The organism is Nocardia sp. CDC159 (assembly GCF_023740735.1).
GTDB classification, from domain to species: domain Bacteria; phylum Actinomycetota; class Actinomycetes; order Mycobacteriales; family Mycobacteriaceae; genus Nocardia; species Nocardia pulmonis.
The window spans coordinates 87,603-106,928 of sequence record NZ_JAMRXH010000023.1; the positions used below are offsets into that span (position 1 = coordinate 87,603).

15 protein-coding genes and 1 pseudogene are annotated in these 19,326 nt (G+C 64.5%); 7 read left to right on the forward strand and 9 right to left on the reverse strand.

Annotation, left to right across the window (positions count from 1 at the left end; genetic code table 11):
* Positions 1-552 precede the first annotated feature (552 nt).
* Positions 553-1,218 carry a TMEM175 family protein gene (locus tag NDR87_RS33800; RefSeq protein WP_251917983.1) on the forward strand — a complete coding sequence of 222 codons (666 nt, stop codon included), beginning with the start codon at positions 553-555 and terminating at the stop codon, positions 1,216-1,218.
* Between the two features lie 4 nt (positions 1,219-1,222).
* On the opposite strand, the gene NDR87_RS33805 is transcribed toward NDR87_RS33800, so the two are convergent.
* Positions 1,223-1,801: a TetR/AcrR family transcriptional regulator gene (locus NDR87_RS33805; RefSeq protein ID WP_251917984.1), complete on the reverse strand. Its 579-nt coding sequence runs from the start codon at positions 1,799-1,801 to the stop codon at positions 1,223-1,225.
* Positions 1,802-1,893: 92 nt separating this feature from the next.
* On the opposite strand from NDR87_RS33805, the gene NDR87_RS33810 reads away from it, so the two are divergent.
* Entirely contained in the window at positions 1,894-2,838 is a 945-nt protein-coding gene (locus tag NDR87_RS33810) for an NADP-dependent oxidoreductase (RefSeq protein ID WP_251917985.1), read from the forward strand.
* A gap of 121 nt (positions 2,839-2,959) precedes the next feature.
* On the opposite strand, the gene NDR87_RS33815 is transcribed toward NDR87_RS33810, so the two are convergent.
* A complete protein-coding gene (locus NDR87_RS33815) occupies positions 2,960-3,157 on the reverse strand; it encodes a hypothetical protein (RefSeq protein WP_251917986.1) in 198 nt (65 codons plus the stop codon).
* Between the two features lie 851 nt (positions 3,158-4,008).
* Between NDR87_RS33815 and NDR87_RS33820 the strand changes: the two genes are divergently transcribed.
* Positions 4,009-4,599: a DUF4360 domain-containing protein gene (locus tag NDR87_RS33820; protein ID WP_251917987.1), complete on the forward strand. Its 591-nt coding sequence runs from the start codon at positions 4,009-4,011 to the stop codon at positions 4,597-4,599.
* 948 nt (positions 4,600-5,547) lie between these two features.
* Positions 5,548-6,969 carry a hypothetical protein gene (locus NDR87_RS33825; RefSeq protein ID WP_251917988.1) on the forward strand — a complete coding sequence of 474 codons (1,422 nt, stop codon included), beginning with the start codon at positions 5,548-5,550 and terminating at the stop codon, positions 6,967-6,969.
* 196 nt (positions 6,970-7,165) lie between these two features.
* On the opposite strand, the gene NDR87_RS33830 is transcribed toward NDR87_RS33825, so the two are convergent.
* The 4 genes from NDR87_RS33830 to NDR87_RS33845 form a co-directional block, all read right to left on the reverse strand.
* Entirely contained in the window at positions 7,166-8,368 is a 1,203-nt protein-coding gene (locus tag NDR87_RS33830; RefSeq protein ID WP_251917989.1) for an MFS transporter, read from the reverse strand.
* Between the two features lie 186 nt (positions 8,369-8,554).
* Positions 8,555-10,150, reverse strand: coding sequence for a carboxylesterase/lipase family protein (locus NDR87_RS33835; RefSeq protein WP_251917990.1), 1,596 nt, complete (start codon positions 10,148-10,150; stop codon positions 8,555-8,557).
* A 134-nt stretch (positions 10,151-10,284) separates the two neighbouring features.
* Complete coding sequence (locus NDR87_RS33840; RefSeq protein WP_251917991.1) at positions 10,285-11,517, reverse strand: acetyl-CoA hydrolase/transferase family protein; 1,233 nt, start codon at positions 11,515-11,517, stop codon at positions 10,285-10,287.
* A gap of 7 nt (positions 11,518-11,524) precedes the next feature.
* Complete coding sequence (locus NDR87_RS33845; RefSeq protein WP_251917992.1) at positions 11,525-12,712, reverse strand: acyl-CoA dehydrogenase family protein; 1,188 nt, start codon at positions 12,710-12,712, stop codon at positions 11,525-11,527.
* A gap of 323 nt (positions 12,713-13,035) precedes the next feature.
* On the opposite strand from NDR87_RS33845, the pseudogene NDR87_RS33850 reads away from it, so the two are divergent.
* A pseudogene (locus tag NDR87_RS33850) lies at positions 13,036-14,173 on the forward strand (IS30 family transposase).
* 228 nt (positions 14,174-14,401) lie between these two features.
* Here the strand turns inward: NDR87_RS33850 and NDR87_RS33855 are convergent.
* On the reverse strand, positions 14,402-15,286 hold the full coding sequence (locus NDR87_RS33855; RefSeq protein WP_251917993.1) for a hypothetical protein: 885 nt from the start codon (positions 15,284-15,286) through the stop codon (positions 14,402-14,404).
* 1,172 nt (positions 15,287-16,458) lie between these two features.
* Entirely contained in the window at positions 16,459-16,731 is a 273-nt protein-coding gene (locus NDR87_RS33860; RefSeq protein WP_251917994.1) for a hypothetical protein, read from the reverse strand.
* 673 nt (positions 16,732-17,404) lie between these two features.
* On the opposite strand from NDR87_RS33860, the gene NDR87_RS33865 reads away from it, so the two are divergent.
* Positions 17,405-17,596 carry a hypothetical protein gene (locus NDR87_RS33865; protein WP_251917995.1) on the forward strand — a complete coding sequence of 64 codons (192 nt, stop codon included), beginning with the start codon at positions 17,405-17,407 and terminating at the stop codon, positions 17,594-17,596.
* 26 nt (positions 17,597-17,622) lie between these two features.
* Here the strand turns inward: NDR87_RS33865 and NDR87_RS33870 are convergent, their stop codons facing one another.
* Positions 17,623-18,192 carry a TIGR03086 family metal-binding protein gene (locus NDR87_RS33870; protein WP_251917996.1) on the reverse strand — a complete coding sequence of 190 codons (570 nt, stop codon included), beginning with the start codon at positions 18,190-18,192 and terminating at the stop codon, positions 17,623-17,625.
* Positions 18,193-18,468: 276 nt separating this feature from the next.
* On the opposite strand from NDR87_RS33870, the gene NDR87_RS33875 reads away from it, so the two are divergent.
* Positions 18,469-18,996: a hypothetical protein gene (locus NDR87_RS33875; protein ID WP_251917997.1), complete on the forward strand. Its 528-nt coding sequence runs from the start codon at positions 18,469-18,471 to the stop codon at positions 18,994-18,996.
* Positions 18,997-19,326 lie beyond the last annotated feature (330 nt).

Sequence of the window (19,326 nt, forward strand, 5' to 3'; positions counted from 1 at the left end):
ATGAACAATATCGCGCCTCGGCGGGCCATTCGAAGACGGACACCGAGGACGATAGGTCTGATTTTTGCAATTCAGCAACTCGAAGCAGAGATATTTCAGCTCGAGCTACAGGCTGTTAAGCAGAATCAGAAGCGTAAGGCGACGGCCTCTACGGCAACTACCTGGAAGACGGTGCACCGGGTATCCGGACCACGATCCATCCGCTGTCGAGTCCGGTGAGATTCTGGCTCTGGCACGCAGGCTGAAACCGGCGCGGACGGCGTCGTAGTCACGGCGTAGACCGCAGATGAAGGAACGCAACGCTGGTAGGTCGTCGGATTCGACTGCGGTCATCCGTGCATCCAGGTCGCGGCCCGCGACGAAGCTCGGGCACGCTCCTTTCCAACCACGATGGCTGGCGCGGCGGTCCGGGAGCGTTGCGGGACGGAGACCCGATCTGATGGACTGAAGCGTCGCGGGTCTCTGAAGCATCGCCGATCCGCTCGCTGTAGTGCGTCGACCTTCGGCGCGGCTGAACTCGCAGAACGGAGCAGTTCTCGTAAAGTCCTGACCATGACCGACGCGGCGACCGAGGAATTCCCCGTTGGGCGGCCGAGCGCTTCTCGGGTGGAGGCGTTCAGCGATGGTGTCATGGCGATCGCCATCACCCTGCTGGTCATCGATATCCGGTTGCCAGAGAGCGAGGGTGATCTGCTGAAGCAGTTGCTGGGGCTGTGGCCGAGCTATCTGGCGTACTTGGGATCGTTCGCCACCATCGGCGTGATCTGGTTGTCCCACCACGCCTTCTTCGCCCACGTTCGGCAGGTGAATGGTCTGCTGCAGGCCGGTAATTTGCTGGTGCTGCTCTGCGTGGCCTTTCTGCCTTTTCCCACCACCGTGTTGGCGCATCATCTCGAGGATGGTGGTCGCAATGCCGGTGTTGCGACCGCGTTCTATTTCCTTACCGCCGCGGTGCAGGCGGGTGCGTGGATCGTCATATGGGTCGCGGTGCGTCGGGACTCGACGCTGTTGCGGCCTGGTTGTTCGGCGGAGGTCGCCCGGACCGAGACCCGTCAGGCAGTTGTCGCATTCGTGGCGCTCGCCGCGATTGCGGCGTTAGGGCTGGTTGTGCCCACCGCGGCTCTGGTCCTCTATCTGCTCGCGGTGGTGGGCTATGCCCTACCGGCAATGGCTTGGACACGCCGGGTGCGCGGGCAGCGGCCCGATCTCTCTTCGTGAGGCGTTACCGGCGGGTTGGAGGCCGCAGGCCATCCATCAGGAGGTTCAACAGGCGGGTGGCGAGTGCTTCGCGCTGGGGTTTGGGAGCCACCGTGAAGATGCCGATGAGACTCGCGGCGATGTCTTCGGCGGTGACGTCTCGGCGGAGCTCGCCCACCGCGTGGCCGGCGTCGAGGATTGTGGTGATGGCCGCCAGCAGCTCGGTTCGCGTCTGGTCGTGGGCAATCTCGCCTGTCTCGATCATCGCCAGCAGTGTGTCGAGCATGCCGTTCTTGGTCGCGATCCAGTCGCCGAAAAGATCCATCCAGCGCCGCATCGCCTCGGCTGGAGGCAGTTGGTCGAGCAGATCGCGGGCACCGGTCGTCAGTCGCGCGACCTGGCTGCGGTAGACCGCGTCGACCAGCGACTGCCTGGTGGGGAAGTGCCGGTAGAGGGTGCCGATGCCGACTCCGGCTTCGCGGGCGATGGCACGCAGCGACGGCTCGGAGTCAGCCGCTGCGAACACGCGGGTCGCCACCGCGAGCAACTGATCGCGATTACGGGCAGCATCGGCTCGCCGCGCCGGGATCTCCGCCTCAGTCAAAACGGATCACGCTCCGGTTGTGTTACAGTCGCCCATAAAGCGGAGCATAGTCCGTTTCGATGCGTTCCCTCTACCCAAGGAGGCAAGCGAGCATGCAGACGCGCAGTGGCACCGCAAGCCGGGCAGTCCGACTCGATGTGTTCGGCGGCCCAGAAGTCCTGAAGGTCCGGGAGGTTCCTGTTCCAGAGGTCGGACCGGGACAGGTGCGTGTCCGGGTCACCGCGGCCGGGCTGAACCCGATGGACTGGTTCATGACTGCTGATGCGGACACCGCCAGCCGGTTCGGCTTGACCCTGCCGGTCGGATTCGGGACCGACTATGCGGGAGTGGTCGACCGGGTCGGTCACGGAGTGACCGGCTTCGCACCCGGAGACCGGGTGTTCGGCGGCGCTCTGTCGCGCGCGGTCGCCGACTTCGTGGTGATCGACCCGGCCGCGGGTATCGCGGCGAACGAAGCCCATCACACCCCCGACGGCGTCGACGACCGCACCGCCGCCACCCTCACCATCGCAGGACGCACGGCATCGGCTGCCCTGGCCGTGGTCGGACTCGGACCGGAGGACACCGTGCTGATCGGCGGCGCGGGAGGTGGAGTCGGGGTGTTCGCCGTCCAGCTGGCCCGAATCGCAGGGGCGCGGGTGATCGGAACGGGATCGGCGGCATCGGCCGACTACCTGCGCGATCTCGGCGCCGAGCCGGTCGCCTACGGCGACGGCTTGGAAGACCGGGTCCGCGCACTCGCTCCCCGCGGTATCACCGCCGCGGTCGATCTCTTCGGCACCGAGACAGTGCACGCCGCAAGGGCACTCGGCGTCCCTGACACCCGGATCACCACCATCGCCACCCAGGTCGACGGGATCACACCGGCCAACGGCGCCAACGCCGCCCCCGGCGCGCTGGAAGAACTCGCTGGTTTGGTTGCGACCGGCCGGCTCCGAGTCCCCATCGCCGCAACCTTTCCCATCGAGCAGATCCGCACCGCGGTCGAGCTCCAGGCCAGTCGGCGGGTGAAGGGCAAGGTCGTCATCGAGCTCTAGGAAAACGGGCGCGTCGCGAGGGAGAAGATCCTGTACTGCCGCTGGCCGCGCGGTCGGGGTAGCGAGATCGGCTGCGCCGCAGAACGTCCGGCATTGCCGACGAGAGGACGTCTTGGGCAGTCTATCGTTCGCCGTGACGATCCATCACCACCGCCTCGGTGATGACCGTCAATGGTCCTTCGTCGGGCGTCGAAACCTCGAACCGGTCGAAGTAGGTTGCCGCCAACTCTTCGGTCAGCGAGATCGCATGGGGCTCCGAAAAGGATCGGTCGTGGACGCGCTGCAGGACGACGTTCCGCGACGTCGCCAGATAGATCACTCCGGGATGACCAAAAATGGCCCGAGAAGTTCCCGATACCGGTCACGCGTGCTACGCGACCAGAACGAATATTCAGAACAACGCTACGGCCAACCCCGATCAGACCAAGCAGCCATTCCTGGAGGTCCGCCTCGACGGACTCCGCGACATTCTCGGGTAGCGGATACGTTCCACCCCCCGGCCCCTGCTTCCTCGTCGATCGACAACCGGACGAATTCTTGGACAGCCAACCTTTGAGCCACAGTCGACTTGCCCGCATCAGCTGGTCCATACATGAAGATAACCCGGCTCATTTCGGTGACGGTAACCCGCAGCACTGGAACGTCCCACTTTGCCGCTATTCGGTCGCTGGTCGCTGGTTCATATCCGCATCGGATCTGCTGGGCAGCAAGGCTTTCCAGCGGATGTCGTAATACTGCGAGGTGTTGGCACGGGGAAACGTGGCTATGAGCACGACGACCCACCAGGGGAGAGTCGATCACGAAAATGTGTTCCAACCCCGATGATTTCGGCCGAACTTCGACCCATCCTGTAACGAATCATGAGGTGCTCAACGGTTGTCGGCGGAGTTCCGGATATGCCGACGACGGTGATCATGGAACGGGTTGGGTGGCAACAGGTCCGGACAATGTTCTTCGAACGGGTCCCAAAGACCGCGACGTCGGCAGCATCCCCGCTGCGAATACCAACGATTGAGCGCTCGATATGTGAGCATTACCGAATATTTCCTAGTACCCGTTCATTGACGGTCGAATCGTTATCAGAGAACCGGTAGCAAATTCCTGGAACGAACGTATCTAACCTTACACGTCCCTGCTGGATGGGCGGCGTGTACAGGAAAGGAAACCATCATGAGGACCACCCTGCGGCGCACACTCACCGCCTCTGTCACCACGGCAGCGACCGTTCTCGGGCTCACCATGCTGACTGCCCCGGCCGCGCACGCCGCCACCGACGCGCGCATCACAACCATCGACTACGCGGGCAGCGGATGCGCTGGAAGCGCCACCACCGACATCGACGCCACCGGCACCAAGGCAACCATCACCTTCGAGAGGTACAGGGCCGATGTCGGACGTGATGTGAACCTCACTGACAGCTACAAGAACTGCAACCTGATCCTGACTGTTTCGATGCCGACCCTGCGCAATCTCACCGCGACAGTCACGCATTCCACGTACTGCGATCTGAAACAGGACGTAGAGGGGCAGTCCCGAGGCTTCGTCCGAGCAGGAGGCGACGTCATCCCAGCCACGTTCAGTGAAACCTTCACCGGACCGGAAGAAGGTCGATGCGACGTGAGCGCCTCCTCCACTTCCGCGGTCCCCCTCGTCGGGGAGGCAATCGTCCAGAGCTACTCGGAGCTCATCCTGAACAACTCAGCGAACAGAAGGCACAGCGGCTTCATGATTACAGAGGTGGCGGTGGTTCAGCTCAGCTGATCGGGTCTGCGCTTCAGCGCGAGTGGCCGTGCCGGCGACCGCAACCGCGGCAGGCACGGCCACCAGACACAGCGGTGTACAGGTCGACACGGCGCGGCAAACGGCACCGCAACACAACTCGTTCCCTGATAAGGGAACCCAACCCTGCTGGGCGCCTCGGAAAGAGCCGGAGCGCCCGAGTAAGCGGGGTATGGTCGCAGTCCGCGACGCCGCCGACCGATGAGCAACCTGCTCGGCGCCGTACGCACGGTCGCCTGCTCCCGCGACGGGTTCGCACTCTCCGGGCAGGTGATGTCTTCAGAGGCGGATACGAGTCCGCCCCGCCAAGCTCACCGGTCGGCCAACCCCAGCAGCCCGCATCGCATGCGGTACCGAACTCCGCGACCCCGACCGAGCTCCCGGCCATGCAGGGAGACCGGTCTGGGCGAACAGCGGGAACTCGCAATGGGCGCTTCTCCGAGCCTCCCTCACTTCGCCGGAAGACTCCGAGCATGGTCCGATAGGACCGGAGTCCTTCGCGGCCGCACCGAAGAAGCCGTTCGCACAAGTTGAGGCTCGAACGGTCCGTTGTAACGGGAGTCGGTGTCCGAGCAGGTGGCTCGTAAGCGCGAGGTCGTCGGCGACCTCCGGCAGCTCCGCGGGAGCGGCGCAGCCGAACGAAGTCACACCCGAGTCTGCGAATACGGCCGACTTCACCGATCTGGTGCAGATCCTCCTGCTCACTCGTGACCGTCCGCTCGCACCCCGCGGTCTCCTCGAGGCCGAGGCAAGGTCTCGCGGCCGCACCCAGTATTCGACTGTGCCTGCACAGCGATGAGCTGATTCTGCACAATCAATTCCCGGGCGAATCCATCAGCGGTACATGAACGCGCCGAAAAACACACGCTGACCAGCGATTCCGGCCGCACAACACAGGCGAGCCGATCGCAACTACAACGAGGCACGCGAGTGTCCAGGACGTTGCGTGTGCCGGATCGGTTTAGGATTCACCTCACACTGGTAGCTCTCCTGTTGGCAAGCTCTACACCTTGTGCCCTCATCGATACCCGGGAAGAGGTCGTTATGTCGAGCAGGTACGTGGCTGTAGCGCGGCGACTGGTGATTTCAGCCGTTGTTTTGCTCACCGTTCCACATCTCGGGCAGACTGTGGTATCGGCAGAGCCGTTCGAGAAATCACCCCATTTTCCCATCGCCGCCGAGAACAGCAACACATCTTCAGTCGAAAATGTGATTCCAGGAGCGCTCGATGCTCAATTCGACGAACTCCTGGGAGCTGCGGAGGTCGGCTGCGAGAAAGGTAAGTTGGATCCGTCCATTTGCAGGTTGTCGAATGAGCAGATTCGAGCGGTTCCGACAGACATGAAGGTGGTGGAATCCGACCTGATCGCGGCGATTCAATCGGATCCACAAGCTAATGCGACGTCTACCGAACTGCACGACGTGGCCGCTCCAGCGTCCATCGCCAGGGTCACCGAACTGTTGAGGCGCGCCATCAGAGCAAGCAATAACCCAACGGTCCGAAAGTTGACCGACAAAGCCAACGATTTCGCCACTTGGGCGTCGCGTGCAACCGTGGCAGGGAGTGCTCTTGCGGAGAACACCGCCGAGGACTACGCAAGGGCCGCAATCTATCTGGCAGCGAGTGCGACACCCCCGGTCGGTGATCTGATCTCGCTGGCAGAAGCGATCTCCACCGAGGACGTCGAGCAAGGCATCGTAGCCGTGGTAAGTCTCTCGGCGACTGCGATAGCGTTGATATTCCCGCCCGCCGGCGCGGTCGTCGCCGCAGGCGTAGCCGTATATAACCTGGGGAAATTCTTGTTCAACTACTTCCTGGCCAAAACCCGCGACTGGATCAAGCAACCACCCGGCACTCCAGAGGAGCTCTTCCAATCGGGCGCAGAATTCAAATGGACAAGCTACCCCTTCAAGGGTCAGAAAGTCAACATCCTCCTCACAGATGACAAATTCGTTACCACCGCAAATCTCATAATGAATTCGAAGTGGACGGAGTACAACCGCGACAGGCGTCCCGTAAAATATACGATCCCCTCCGGGGATAAGAAATTCTACGGCGGCGGAGCCGGGGGCTTCGACGAAATATCGATAACCATATGGCAAGACGGCAAGGCCGCAACTTCCGAATGCACGAAACAGGGAAGTACCTTTAGTTGCTCAAAGTTGTCCAGGCCGGTGGAAGTTTCTCTGGAGAAACCTGCAGCCTTGGAGATGAATGTCATCGCCCAGAAATCCAAGGAACTGTCCTTTTGCAAGAAGGAAGCCTGCATCACCGGTACACATCTTATCGTTTCCTCCGAAGGCACGGAGGATGTCTCCATCCCATTCATTCTCGGCGTCGGCTACAAGTAGCGTTCGACTGGAGTAACTGTGACATCCGCTCAAATCATGGCACCCTCGGTCGACATACGTCTCGGGTCAACGGACGCCGGCATACATGAACTGCATGGTGAGGCGGCACTCCAGCCCAGGACACCCGGTCCGTCCCACCGAGACGATCAGGCCGCCCAGATGCGGGAAGAAGGTCGTTACCCGGCGGGTTCGATGCTCATCCCCGTGCCGCAGCCACCTCGCCTCGGTCGGTCGCGGCGACGGGAGCGTGTGTGGTGGCCAGCACCGGCGCGGCGAGCAGGAGCGCGGCGACTCCGAGAACGCAGAGCGCATACCATCCACCGGCATCCCACAGCTGGGAGGCTGCCAGGGAACCGAAGGCGATGCCGAGGAACCGGGTCGTGAAGTACAGGGTGTTGAGCCGGCTGTGGTACTCGGGCGCCAGGGTGAACAACATGGCCTGGTTGACGACCTGGTTACCCCATACGCCCACATCGAGCAGGATCACGCCCAAAACGAGGGGGATCAGCGAAATCGCACCGCAGGCAAGGAAGATCCAGCTCGTGATCGAGACGGCCAGGAGCGCGATCTGTGCGTATCGGCCGCCCTTGCGGTCGGCCAGGCGTCCGGCGCGCGGCGAGGCCAGGGCGCTGGCGGCGGCTACCAGACCGAACAACCCGGCCACCGCTGGCCCGTAACCGTAGGAGTTCTGCAGCAGGAAGGTCAGTGTTGTCCAGAAGGCTCCGAACGATATGCCGATCAGTGCCCCGGAGGTGCAGATCCGGCCCACCAGACGGTCGGACCGCAATACCGCCGCCAGACTGGCCAACAGGCGGTGATAGGGCATCGCAGCGGTACCGCCGAGGCGTCGGGGAACGGCCACCAGCAGTAAGACGATCAGCACAGTCATCAGGGCGACCGAACACCAGTACACCGCGCGCCATCCGGCCACCTCTGCCAGCGCTCCGGCATAGGCGCGCGAGGCGAGCAGCCCGACCAGCAGGCCGCCCTGCAACACACCGATCACCGAGCCGGTGGACCGCCCGGTGGACAGGGCCACGCCCAGTGGGATGACGATCTGCGGAATCGGGGTGAGGACACCGATTCCGAAGCTGATGACCGCGAAGGCGAGGAGACTCGGTGTCGCGGCGGCTGCGGTCAGGGCGAGGGTGGTGGCCACGCTCAGCGCGATGATCAGTGTGCGTCGATCGAGGCTGTCGCCCAGGGGAACCAGCAACAGAATGCCCAGCGCGTAACCGAACTGGGTTGCGGTGGGCACCACACCCATCACGCCCTCGGAGACCCCGAACGATTTCGCCATGTCGGTCAGCAGCGGCTGATTGATGTAGATGTTGGACGAGGTGACCGCGCAGGCCACCGTGAGGACGACCATGACGACACGATCACGGGCGGAAGACATCACCGACCTCCTCGAATGGCGGACTGGAGGGGAGCCGCCCTGCGGGGCTGGCGGCCCTGCCTCGCCGCGGACCTGTCGTCTCGACACGGGCCGACTCGGCTCGTGCGGGCGCGCGCCTCGGCGCTTGTGCCGGGCGCCGCGACACCCCGGTCGCGGCAGCAGGCAGAACGTCGTGCCACACCCGGATCACCTGAACGTGTTCCAGAACTGGCACCGGTGCTCGCTGGCCGCGTCGGTGGTCACCTTGGTGTCGCCGGGGGCGAACTGGAGGGCGCGCTGCGCGGTGTAGCGCGGCCACGCGGGCTGGTCCCCGACGGCGGGATCGGTGGCGTTCACGAACGCGGCCCAGTAGCGAATCATCTGCTGAGACAAGGCCCGCTGGTCGGATGTGGGCGGGGCGGGCAGGCCCTCCACACGGTCGAACAGGTAGGGCAGTTCCAGCGCGTGCGCAGCACCTAGAGGGAACGGCAGCCCGGACCACTCCGGGGGGACGGCCGCATGCGCGTCGGCGAACTCGTAGGCGTACACCGGTGCGGCCTTGGCCAGCCCGTCGGCCATATCGAGAATCGGGCAGACGAAATCCCGGTCGGTGCCCACGGCGGAAAGCGCCAGCACCGGATGCGGGTAAACGCGCAGCGGGTAGCGGGCCGCGACCTCCCCGGCACGGGGCCCGACCAACCCGGCCAACAGGTTCGGATAGTTGTCGGCGGTGAAGGTCTGCGGATTCTTCAGGTAGCTGTCGGCGGTGAACGATGTCCCCTCGTCGTGGGTGAAACCGATCAACACCGGCACCTTCGCGGTCTGCCCGCCGTGGATCGCCTCGACCGGATTCGCCGGCAGCAGCGCCTCACCCGTGACTGGCCCGGGTACCAGATCATCCCCTCGACCCACGAAACCCAGTGGCGCATCGAGTAACCGGGCCACCGGCACCGCGCGCAGGCACGCGGCCACCGCGGCGGGCTCGCCGTCGCACCCGAGCCGAGCGGCGTAGTCCTGGCTCGCTGCGATCGCGGTCGCCCGATCGGCCTGCACCTGACACGGACCGCTCTGCAACACCGCCGCCCGGAACAACCCCACCGACGCGGGTGAGGCCAGGTGATCACACACCGACATCGCGCCCGCCGACTCCCCGGCGAGGGTGACCTTTGCCGGGTCACCGCCGAACGCGCCGATGTTGTCACGTACCCACCGCAACGCGGCCTGCTGATCCAACAGGCCGAAATTGCCGACCTGCCCACCGTCGTGCGCCAGCGCCGGATGTGCCAGGAAACCGAGCGCACCGAGCCGGTAGTTGATCGTGACGACCACCATGTTCCCGGCGTTCACCAATCCGATCGGTGTGTAATCGCGGCCGCTGCCGGTCAGGAAGCTGCCCCCATGTATCCACACCAGCACCGGCAACCGCGACCGCTCCCGTGCCGCCGCCGGAGTCCACACGTTCAGACTCAGACAGTCCTCGCTCTGCGACCAGCCGGGTTGATCCTGCGAGCCGGTCTGTGGGCACTGCGGGCCCGGTGTGGTCGCGTCCCGCTGCCCGCTCCAGGCGGCGGGAGCAGCGGGCGGTTGCCATCTCCGCTCACCGACAGGTGCTGCGGCATAAGGGATTCCGGCGAAGAGCCGATGATCGTCGGCCACCTGCCCGCGCACCTGCCCGTCGCGGATCGTCACCACCGACTCCGCGCCGCGTCCGCTGCCTTCCGCGGATCCGCACCCGGCCGCCGCACAGATCAGCAACCCGACCGCCACCGCAGCCCGCAGTCGACGAAATACCCCAGTACGCACGCGACCTCCCTCGACGTAGAAAAACCGGACAGTTGAAGGCGCTGACACCGCAATGGCCGGATATCGAACGTTCGACCGGCTGGTGTGTATGCCGGCGAATTGGGTTCCTCGTTGTCCGGCTCGACTGAAGGGCGTCACTGTAGCGGGAGGCCGAGTTTTCGGCCGTGCTCGCGGAGGTGGTCGCGGGCGTGCGGGTGCGCGACCCGGTCGAGGATCTGCTGGGCCTGGTCGGTCATGTCGTTGCCCAGGATTTCGGCGGTGCCCTGCTCGCTGACCAGGCAGGTGTGCTGGAAGGAGGTGACCGGGCCGGGCAGCCGCGGCACGACGGTGGAGACGTCGGCCTTCGGGTGCCACGACGGTAGTGCGATGATCGCGCGACCGCCGGGCGAGCGCAGGGAGCCGCCGACGAAGTCGACCTGTCCGCCGAATCCGGAGTAGATGGTTCCGCGCAGCCAGTGCGCGTTGGCCTGGCCGAACAGGTCGATCTGCAGGGCGGTGTTCACCGAGATCAGCGCCGGATGCCGGGCGATGGCGGCGAGGTCGTTGGTTTTCTCGGTACGCAGCAACTGCACTCGGGGATTGTGGTCGATCCAGTCGTACAGTTCGGCGCCGCCGAACACGAACGACGCGGTGACCGGTGCGTCGGGATCCAGCGCTCCGGCCTTCTCTATGGCCAGCACTCCGTCGCTGAACATCTCCGACCACACCACCAGATTCCGCCGGTCCGTCAATTGGGCCAGGACGGCGTCGGGCACCGCCCCGATCCCCAGTTGGAGGGCGCTGCCGTCCGGAATCAACGCCGCGACATGGTCTCCAATCCGCTGTGACGCCGCGCTGGATGGTCGCGGCGTCGGATGCGGTAGCGGCTCGTCCACCTCGATCGCGTAGTCGATGTCGTCGACCGGCACGATCGCGTCGCCGTGCACGTAGGGCATCCCGGGATTCAACTGCGCGATCACCAGGCCGCCGCGGGCGCGCACGGCCTCGATCGCGGCGGGCAGGATATTGACCTCGATACCCAGCGACACGGTATCTCCCACCACGGGCGAGGTGTGCAGCACCACGATGTCCGGCGGTAGCTGGTGGGCGAACATGCCAGGCACCAGCGACAGCCGACAAGGGAAATACCGCAGCCGCGCCCGGCCCCGCATACTCGGTCCGACGAACGGCGTTTCCAGCGTCACGCCCTCTCGATCCGGTAGTGCCGCATGGGTATTCAGTGCGAACAGCCGATATTCGACCAGGGCCTGATCGACGACTGTCAGTGCCCGCCTCGGCGTGGCGAAGTTGCCGGCGATCACGACCCGTGGTGTATCGGCGATGCCGGACAGTCTGCGGCTGAGCTCCGCCTCGGAGAGAATTCGCATCGCGTGCTCACCCCTGGAAGGCGGCGCGTCCGGTGAGGGCCCGGCCGATGGTGAGGGTGTGGATTTCGGCGGTGCCCTCGTAGGTCATCACGGCCTCGAGGTTGAGCGCGTGCCGCAGCGGCGAGTACTCGTCGGTGATTCCGCTGCCGCCGAGGATGGTTCGGCATTCGTGGGCGATGGCGGCGGCGGCGCGCACATTGTTCAGCTTGCCCATGCTGATCTGCTCCGGGCGCAGTGTCCCGGCCTCCTTCAAGCGGGCCAGGTGCAGTGCGAGCAGCATGCTGTTGCCGAGGGAGATCGTCATATCGGCCAACTTCTTCTGGGTGAGCTGGAACCCGCTGATCGGACGATCGAACTGGACGCGGGTGTCCGCATAGGACAGCGCGGCCTGCAGGCTGTCGCGACCGGCGCCGATGGCGCCGAACAGGATGCCGAACCGGGCCTCGTCCAGACACGACAGGGGCGCCCGCAAACCTTCGGCTTCCGGCAACCGCGCGCTGTCGGGCAACCGCACGTCGTCGAACATCAGCTCCGAGGTGACCGACGCGCGCAGCGACAGCTTGTTGTGAATGTCACGGGTGCTGAACCCGGGCGTGCCGCGCGGGACCAGGAATCCGCGCACACCCTCGTCGGTGCGGGCCCAGACGGTGGCGACATCGGCCATGCCGCCGTCGGTGATCCACATCTTCTCCCCGTTGAGAATCCAGTCCTTCCCATCGCGCACCGCGTGGGTGCGCATCCCGGCGGGATTGCTGCCGAAATCGGATTCGGTGAGGCCGAAACACCCGATCGCCTCGCCTGCGGCCAGGCGCGGCAACCATTCCCGCTTCTGATCCTCCGAGCCGTAACGCCAGATGGAGAACATCGACAGCGAACCCTGCACCGACACGAAACTGCGCAGACCACTGTCGGCGGCCTCGAGCTCGAGGCACGCCAGGCCGTAACTGGTCGCGTCCGTTCCCGCGCAGCCGTAGCCGGTCAGATGCATGCCCAGCAGTCCGAGCTTGCCCAGTTCCGGGACCAGATCTCGCGGAAAGGTGTGGTTCTCGAACCAGTCGGGAATATGCGGACGGGCGCGGTCGGCGAGCAGTTCGGCGACCGCCTGCTGGATATCGCGCTCCTCCTCGCTCAGCAGGCCGGCAATATCCAGGATCGCCAATGGGTCGGTCAACGGGGCGGCCGCGGGGTGACTCATCGGAACTCCTTACCCAACCGAATTTATACGTAACCGTAGGTTACCGTTACGTAGTTATTTGTCAGCAACAGTTCAGTGTGATCTACCCCTCGGGCTATCTATCAGCAAATACCGTGTGGTTTTGCCGCCGCCCGCATCCTGACTTCAGTTTGCTGAGGTACACGCAAATGCCGCGTTCCGCGCGGCCCGAGACGGCCGCGCCGCAGGCCGAAAGATCAACGCGCAGAGACCCTCTCGGCCGGAGCAACGCACGGAAATGCCTGTGCTCTCAAGGGATCATCGCAACGCTGTGTTTCTCCAGATGCCGAGGGATGTGGTGTGCGATGGCGAGATCGCCGTTGTCGGAGGCGGAGGTCGAGGAGGTGTGGCGGCGGTGGCGGTCCGGGCAGGCGGTGAAGGTGCTGGCCCGGGAGATGCGCCGACACCCGTCGACCGTGCGGGACCTGCTGAAACGCTGTGGTGGTGTGCGTCCGGTGCCGCGATGTCGCGGTCGATTGCGGTTGAATCTGGCTGAGCGCGAGGAGATCTCGCGGGGTCTGGCCGCTGGCCAGTCGCTGCGATCGATCGCCGCCCGGTTGGGACGCGCAGCGTCAACGATCTCGCGAGAGGTCGCCGCCAACGGTGGCCGGGACCGGTATCGGGCCTTGGTCGCCGATCGCGCCGCGTGGACGCGGGCGGTCCGGCCGAAACCGACGAAACTGTCCCGGCAGCCGGAGCTGTCGGCGTTGGTGGCAGACCGGTTGGCGCGGCGCTGGTCACCGCGGCAGATCGCGGGCTGGCTGCGCCGAAACCCGCAGAGCACCCTGGGGTATGTGTCGCACGACCATCTACCGGTCGCTGTTCATCCAGGCCCGCGGCGACCTGCGCCACGAGCTGACCCGCTATCTGCGCACCCGCCGGGCGATGCGGCGACCCGTCGGCGCCCGGCTGCCCGACGGCCGCGGCGGCCGACCCGGAGTGTGGAGTATTGCCGCATGTCCCGCCGAGGCCGACGATCGTGCCGTGCCCGGGCATTGGGAAGGAGATCTGGTCTTCGGCCGGGGCATGACCCCGATCGCGACAGTGGTCGAACGCTCGACCCGGTTCCTGATGCTGGTCGCGCTGCCCGACGGGCACCGCGCCGATCTCGTCGCGGCCGCGCTCGCCGCGAAGATCACGACGCTGCCGACGGCGGTGCGGCGCACGCTGACCTGGGATCAGGGCCACGAGATGGCCGAGCACGCCCGGTTCACCGTCGCCACCGGTGTCCCGGTCTACTTCTGCGATCCGAAGAGCCCGTGGCAGCGCGGCAGCAACGAGAACACCAACGGCCTTGTCCGGCAATACCTTCCCCGCACCGTCGACATGCGCGACTACACCCAAACCGACCTCGACGCCATCGCCGACGAACTCAACCAACGACCTCGACAAACCCTCGGCTACAAAACACCATCAGAAGCACTCAACGACGCGTTGCGATGACCGCCTGAAGCCGCAGGCATGCGCGGATACTGCGACGGCCCCGAGATGTCTGGGAGCCGTTGATCTTCCGTTGGGTGTCGACGGCGGCTGGGGCGGCGCTCGCGGCATTACCGCTCACTCAGGCTACTGTAGCCAGCTTGTTCGGACTGCTCGGCTACGGCACGTCATCTGCCTGGTGAGCGGGATGCTCCGAGTAGCAATGGATCTCTCGGCGGCCGTGCGTATCGGTCAGCGCGGCAGCTGATGGTAGAGCCGGACGAGTTCTTCGGCTGTGGCACGAGCTGCGGCGCAGCCGTTGAAGGCATCGATTGTGATGATCTCGGATTTCAGGTGATCGTCGAACATACTGCCGAGGTGCTCTGGGGTGAACACTGCGTCAGAAGGCGGCTGCAGCGCGGTCGAGACGCTGATCTGACAGTGGCTGTCCGGCCCCCCTGCACCTTTTCTTTGCACTGCCCGTAGGCCACCGATCATGGTTTCCTCCGCGCCGCTGTCGCGATTTCTGACGGACTCGATGTCCATGTGTGCGCTGTCTCTGACGAACTGGTATTCGATGTCCTGGTATGTCGAATCGTCGTGACCATCGAGCTGGAACCGGCATCCCCAGGGCAGTTCGTTCCCGTCTTCCTTTAGCGCGGGACGGTGTCCCTGTCCGATCGTGCCGAGCACGGCGCACGGATCGAGTGCGGCCAGCGGGGAGTTCATGTGGGCATATTTCGAGGTCGCTCGTAAGGGCGGGTCGAGCCGGTGCGTGAGGGCTGCGGTGGCGATGTCCCGAGCTGTCGCACAAGGATCGCCGGAGTGCACCGTGAAGCTGATATGCCAGCGGTCACCGACCGGCGCATCCGCAGAACAGTGGTCGGGCTTGGCCTTGTTGTCGTCCCATGTGCGAGTCGTGATCGCGCTCTCACTGCGCTGGGCTTGACCGGGAAGCATCGTTGCCGTGATCGTGCTGCCAGGCCCGATGTCGGGGGATTTGAATGACACACTGCACTGGCTGAATTCGCGGTCGACACCGAAGTAGTTGGGCGTCCCGATCCGGTGTATCACGGCGTCGTCGAGGTAGCCGCACGGATCCAGCGGGCGCAGAGTATCGCGGTAGGCGATCATCATCTGGTCCTGTGGAGACAGCACCGTCGCCCACGCCGGGACCGGCCCCGGTGGTGCCGTCAGCGGTGGGAGTGTCGGTACTGGCGCGGTGGGTGTCCGTGTCGACGAGGACGCACACGACGACACAGCGATCACACCCGCCATCAGCATCGCGACAGCAAGGACTACTCTCCTCATGCCGACGGACACTACGCCCCATTCACCGTATTCGTCCGATCAGATCATCACAAAACCCTCATTCGACCCGGTCACATCGAATCGCGGGGACGAGTCGGTCGACAAACCTCTCCCCCCACGATCCGAAGCCGCTCCGACACAAGCGGTTTGCCGATGCGAGGCATCAAATCAAGACTCTCATCGGCTATGAGGGAGCGTTGCCGACGGCTGCAAGGTATTCGGCTCGTTGATCTCCCACAGCCCGCGCTGGCCGCTTCGAACCGCGCGGGTTGCGGCATGAGCGCACAACTGCTTGATGTAGAACGACTTACGTTCTCGGATGGCCTGGAAATCTTCGGAGGACCTCATCTACGTGAAGCCTCGTCTGATGGCTTGAGTCGCTGGAGCAAGGCGTTATCACGCTGGCAGCAACCTGCGGACTGACCGATTAGCTGGCAGGAAGGGTTGTCGGGACTTCCACGTCCGCAGCCGCCTCAGACCGCTGACGTCTTTTCGGCTTCCACTGATCGATCCAGCTGAGCAACGTCTCGATGGACCTGAGAAGAAGCTCTGTCAGCAACTCGGCGATCACGGTCTTATTGTTCCAGACGGCCGAGCTGTGCCAACTTCTTGACAGTCAAGATGGTTGGGTCGCGCGAGTGATCTGCGTCGAGGCGGTGGTCGATGGTGCCAGCGCTACGGTCGAGCGCCCAGTCGGCCACTTCGGCGCCGGGCCGGTCTACTGCGAGGGCTCCAGGCCCCTCGGACGTTCAGGGTTCCCGGTGGCGAGATCGGTCCTTCGCAGTTGAGTAGCGGACGTTCGCCGGGTGCAGGCTCAGGATCGCGTAGCCGCGGAGATGACCCGCCCGGTACCTCATCGGTAATTGGTATCCGAACTGGCACACCGTGGTCGTGCATCCACAGCGCGTGCCACGGGTCGATTGCGATCCGACAGACCCGTCGTCGGATATGCCTGGCCCGCTGCGGATGCCAGCCTGCGAACCGAGCTTCCAATCGGTTCACAGGTTGCGGTCGACGGTCTTGCAGGTATCGCGGCCGACATCCTCGACGGTATCGACGGTATCGTTGAGGAGTCCGCCGCGATCGATGATGTCTTCGAGGACTCCGCCGAGGAGGCCGCCTGCGCTAATCGTAGCGTCGCAGCCGGTGTCGACGGTGTCTTCGATGCTGTGGCCGGGATCGTGATCTGCCTGTGCGAAGCCCGCGCCGCTGAATAGCGCGGCGACTGTCATCGTCCCGGCTGCGATGGCGCGAATCGACTTGGTGTTCATTTCAGGACTCCTGTGCAGGGGAGGCTCGCTCGCTGAGACCTCCGATATGGGATCTATCGGACGCCGCTGCGAAATGTTAGCTGGATCACAGCTACGTGTGGCTGTGACGTGGTCGTCCTCCGCATTCAAGCTGGTCAGCTGCACTGGTCGCAGAGTCGGCATCACCCCAGGAAGTAGGTGCCGGGAAGATACCACGCCGGGCGGCGCAAGCGTGGGTTCCCGCGCGCGGACTGAAAATCGGCCAGGCGGGCACAGCGGTATACCCGCGCGGCGTTGATGCCGCGCTTGAGCCACCCCGGCAACCTATGCTGCGGCCCAACGCGGCCCGCACCGACTAGCACTCCTTCGGCGCACTGCCATCCACTACGACCAGAAGGCTACCGGCAGGTGAAACAACTTGAAGCACAACGGATTAATGTGCAATAGAGCCTTGGTTCACCAACCCGTTCAATTGACCAAATGACCGACCGACACACCTCGTCGACATTTCCGTGCCTTGCTCAGGCCGAGGGTCTCTGCGCGTTGATCGGCCTGCGGCGCGGCCGTATCGGGTCGCGCGGAATGCGGCATGTGAGCGCGTTCCTATGCCCCACAGCCGGCTTGGCGTCGAGGGCACCGTGATCGATATGGAAGAAGCCTTGCCCACGGTCGACGTGCGTTGTGGCGTGCCGACGTGATCGTCTTGTTCGACTGGTTGTCCAGCACCGATCTGCACACGGTGCCGATTACACACCCGGCACACAAGCAGGCGTGGGCGGATCTTCGGACGCGGTTGGAGCGGGCGGCCGACGAGGACGTGACGACAGCCACCGCTATGGAGATCGCCACGGCCCAAGAGGACGTGGCCCCAGACATGGGCGGGTGACCGAGCCGATTCGGCGGGACCCTGATCTACATTGGCCGACCAAGGAATGCCAGCAGGCGCTCTTGCACCCCAGCAGAGTCCTGGATCTGGACCGCGGGAGCGAACAAGCCACTGGCCGCCATGATGGGGTGGGCTCGCTCGACAGTGGGCAACAACTCCGCAACGACTCGCGGATCAAGCGTCTCGTCGGCTCCGATCGCACGGGCCAAATCCCATGTGTGAGTGGCCAGGTCGGTTGTCAGGATACGTGCAAGATCGGCAATCGGAGCGTCGCCGCCGAAGGGTGAGGGCGCCGACTGCTCCAGTGCGCCGGGGAGCGTGAGTCCGGTCTGCACCGCGGTGCACGCGGCCGTGAACGCTGCCGCCGGATCGCCGTCGGGTCGCTCGACAGGTCGAACGAGCAGCCGCGAGGCCATCCGTTCGTGGTTGGCGGTGACATGGTGCACCAGTCGTCGGACATCCCACTCCGAGCACGGGGTGGGCAAGTCCCAGTGGTCGGGCGCGACTTGCTGCAGGCAGGTGTGAAATCGATCGGCGGTGCGGCGATGCAGTTCGACGATGTCCATGCGGATGGTCTCCGGAATTCGCTCGGTCACTTGCACATTGTCAGCAAGAGCCTAGCAGCGTTGACTATGTCTAGCTATAGCCAGACCGAGAGTCTTGCTGAAATCGCTTGGTAATTCCAAGAAGCGGACGTTGCGGGACAGTCGACCCCACCACTCGGACCGCGCGACCATTCGGTGAACCGCTTCAGATCGTTCGTGCCGTAAAGGTTTGGGGCCGCCGTGACGGCCGCGCGGGTGGCGAGCTGAGGATATGCATCGAGACGGAAAACCGTTGCGCGCCAGCGAACCACTCGCCAGAGTGACGGCGTGGTTTCAGAGGAGGAGCGGGTCGTGATCGCCCGGATACGCCTGCCACCACCCGCCGACGTGACCGAAGCCTTACGAAAACTGAAGCGGCTACAGAAGACCGAATGCCTGGCCCTGGGCATTCCATGGTCGGATGACCGGCTCATCGCGGTGCACGAAGACGGTACCCCCGTCCGGCCCGAATGGTATTCCGACGAGTTCCACCGGTTACGGCGTCGGCTCGGTCTACGCCGCATCCACCTGAAAGGGCTGCGCAACACCTCGGTAACTCTCATGCTCGCCCGCGGTATCCATCCGCACACCGTCGCGACCTGGCACGGGCACGACCCAGCGGTCTCACACACCGTCTACAACAACCCGCAGCCGGAGGACCTCCGAGCAGCCGGGACCACACTGTTCAGCGCGACTCCGAGACCGCGGATTCAGCGTTGGCACACCGTTGGCACACTGAACGATGTTCAAGAAAAATCCCGAAACCAGCAAACCCCTCCCGACGCTGGTCAGGAGGGGTTTTCACCGTCGGGCTGACAGGATTTGACCTGCGACCCCTTGACCCCCAGAAATCCGGATCCGCTATCTCTGCACGTCACGAACGGTATGCCTTCGTTCCGGATACCGTGCGACCCCGCGATGTTCGTGTCCGCGCAGCGCGTGTGGTCCCCAGATGGTCCCCAAGCCAGCGGATTCGACCGGGCCATCATCCGCCCTGGCCATCCCACCCACCCGGTAGTGACTAGGGCGTGTCCTGTAAGTCATCGCAGCCAGAGGATGATGGCGGCGATGGTGAGTTCGGCCTGGTAGTAGGCGGCGCGTTTGGCGTAGCGGGTGGCCAGCTCCCGGAATTGTTTGAGCCGGTTG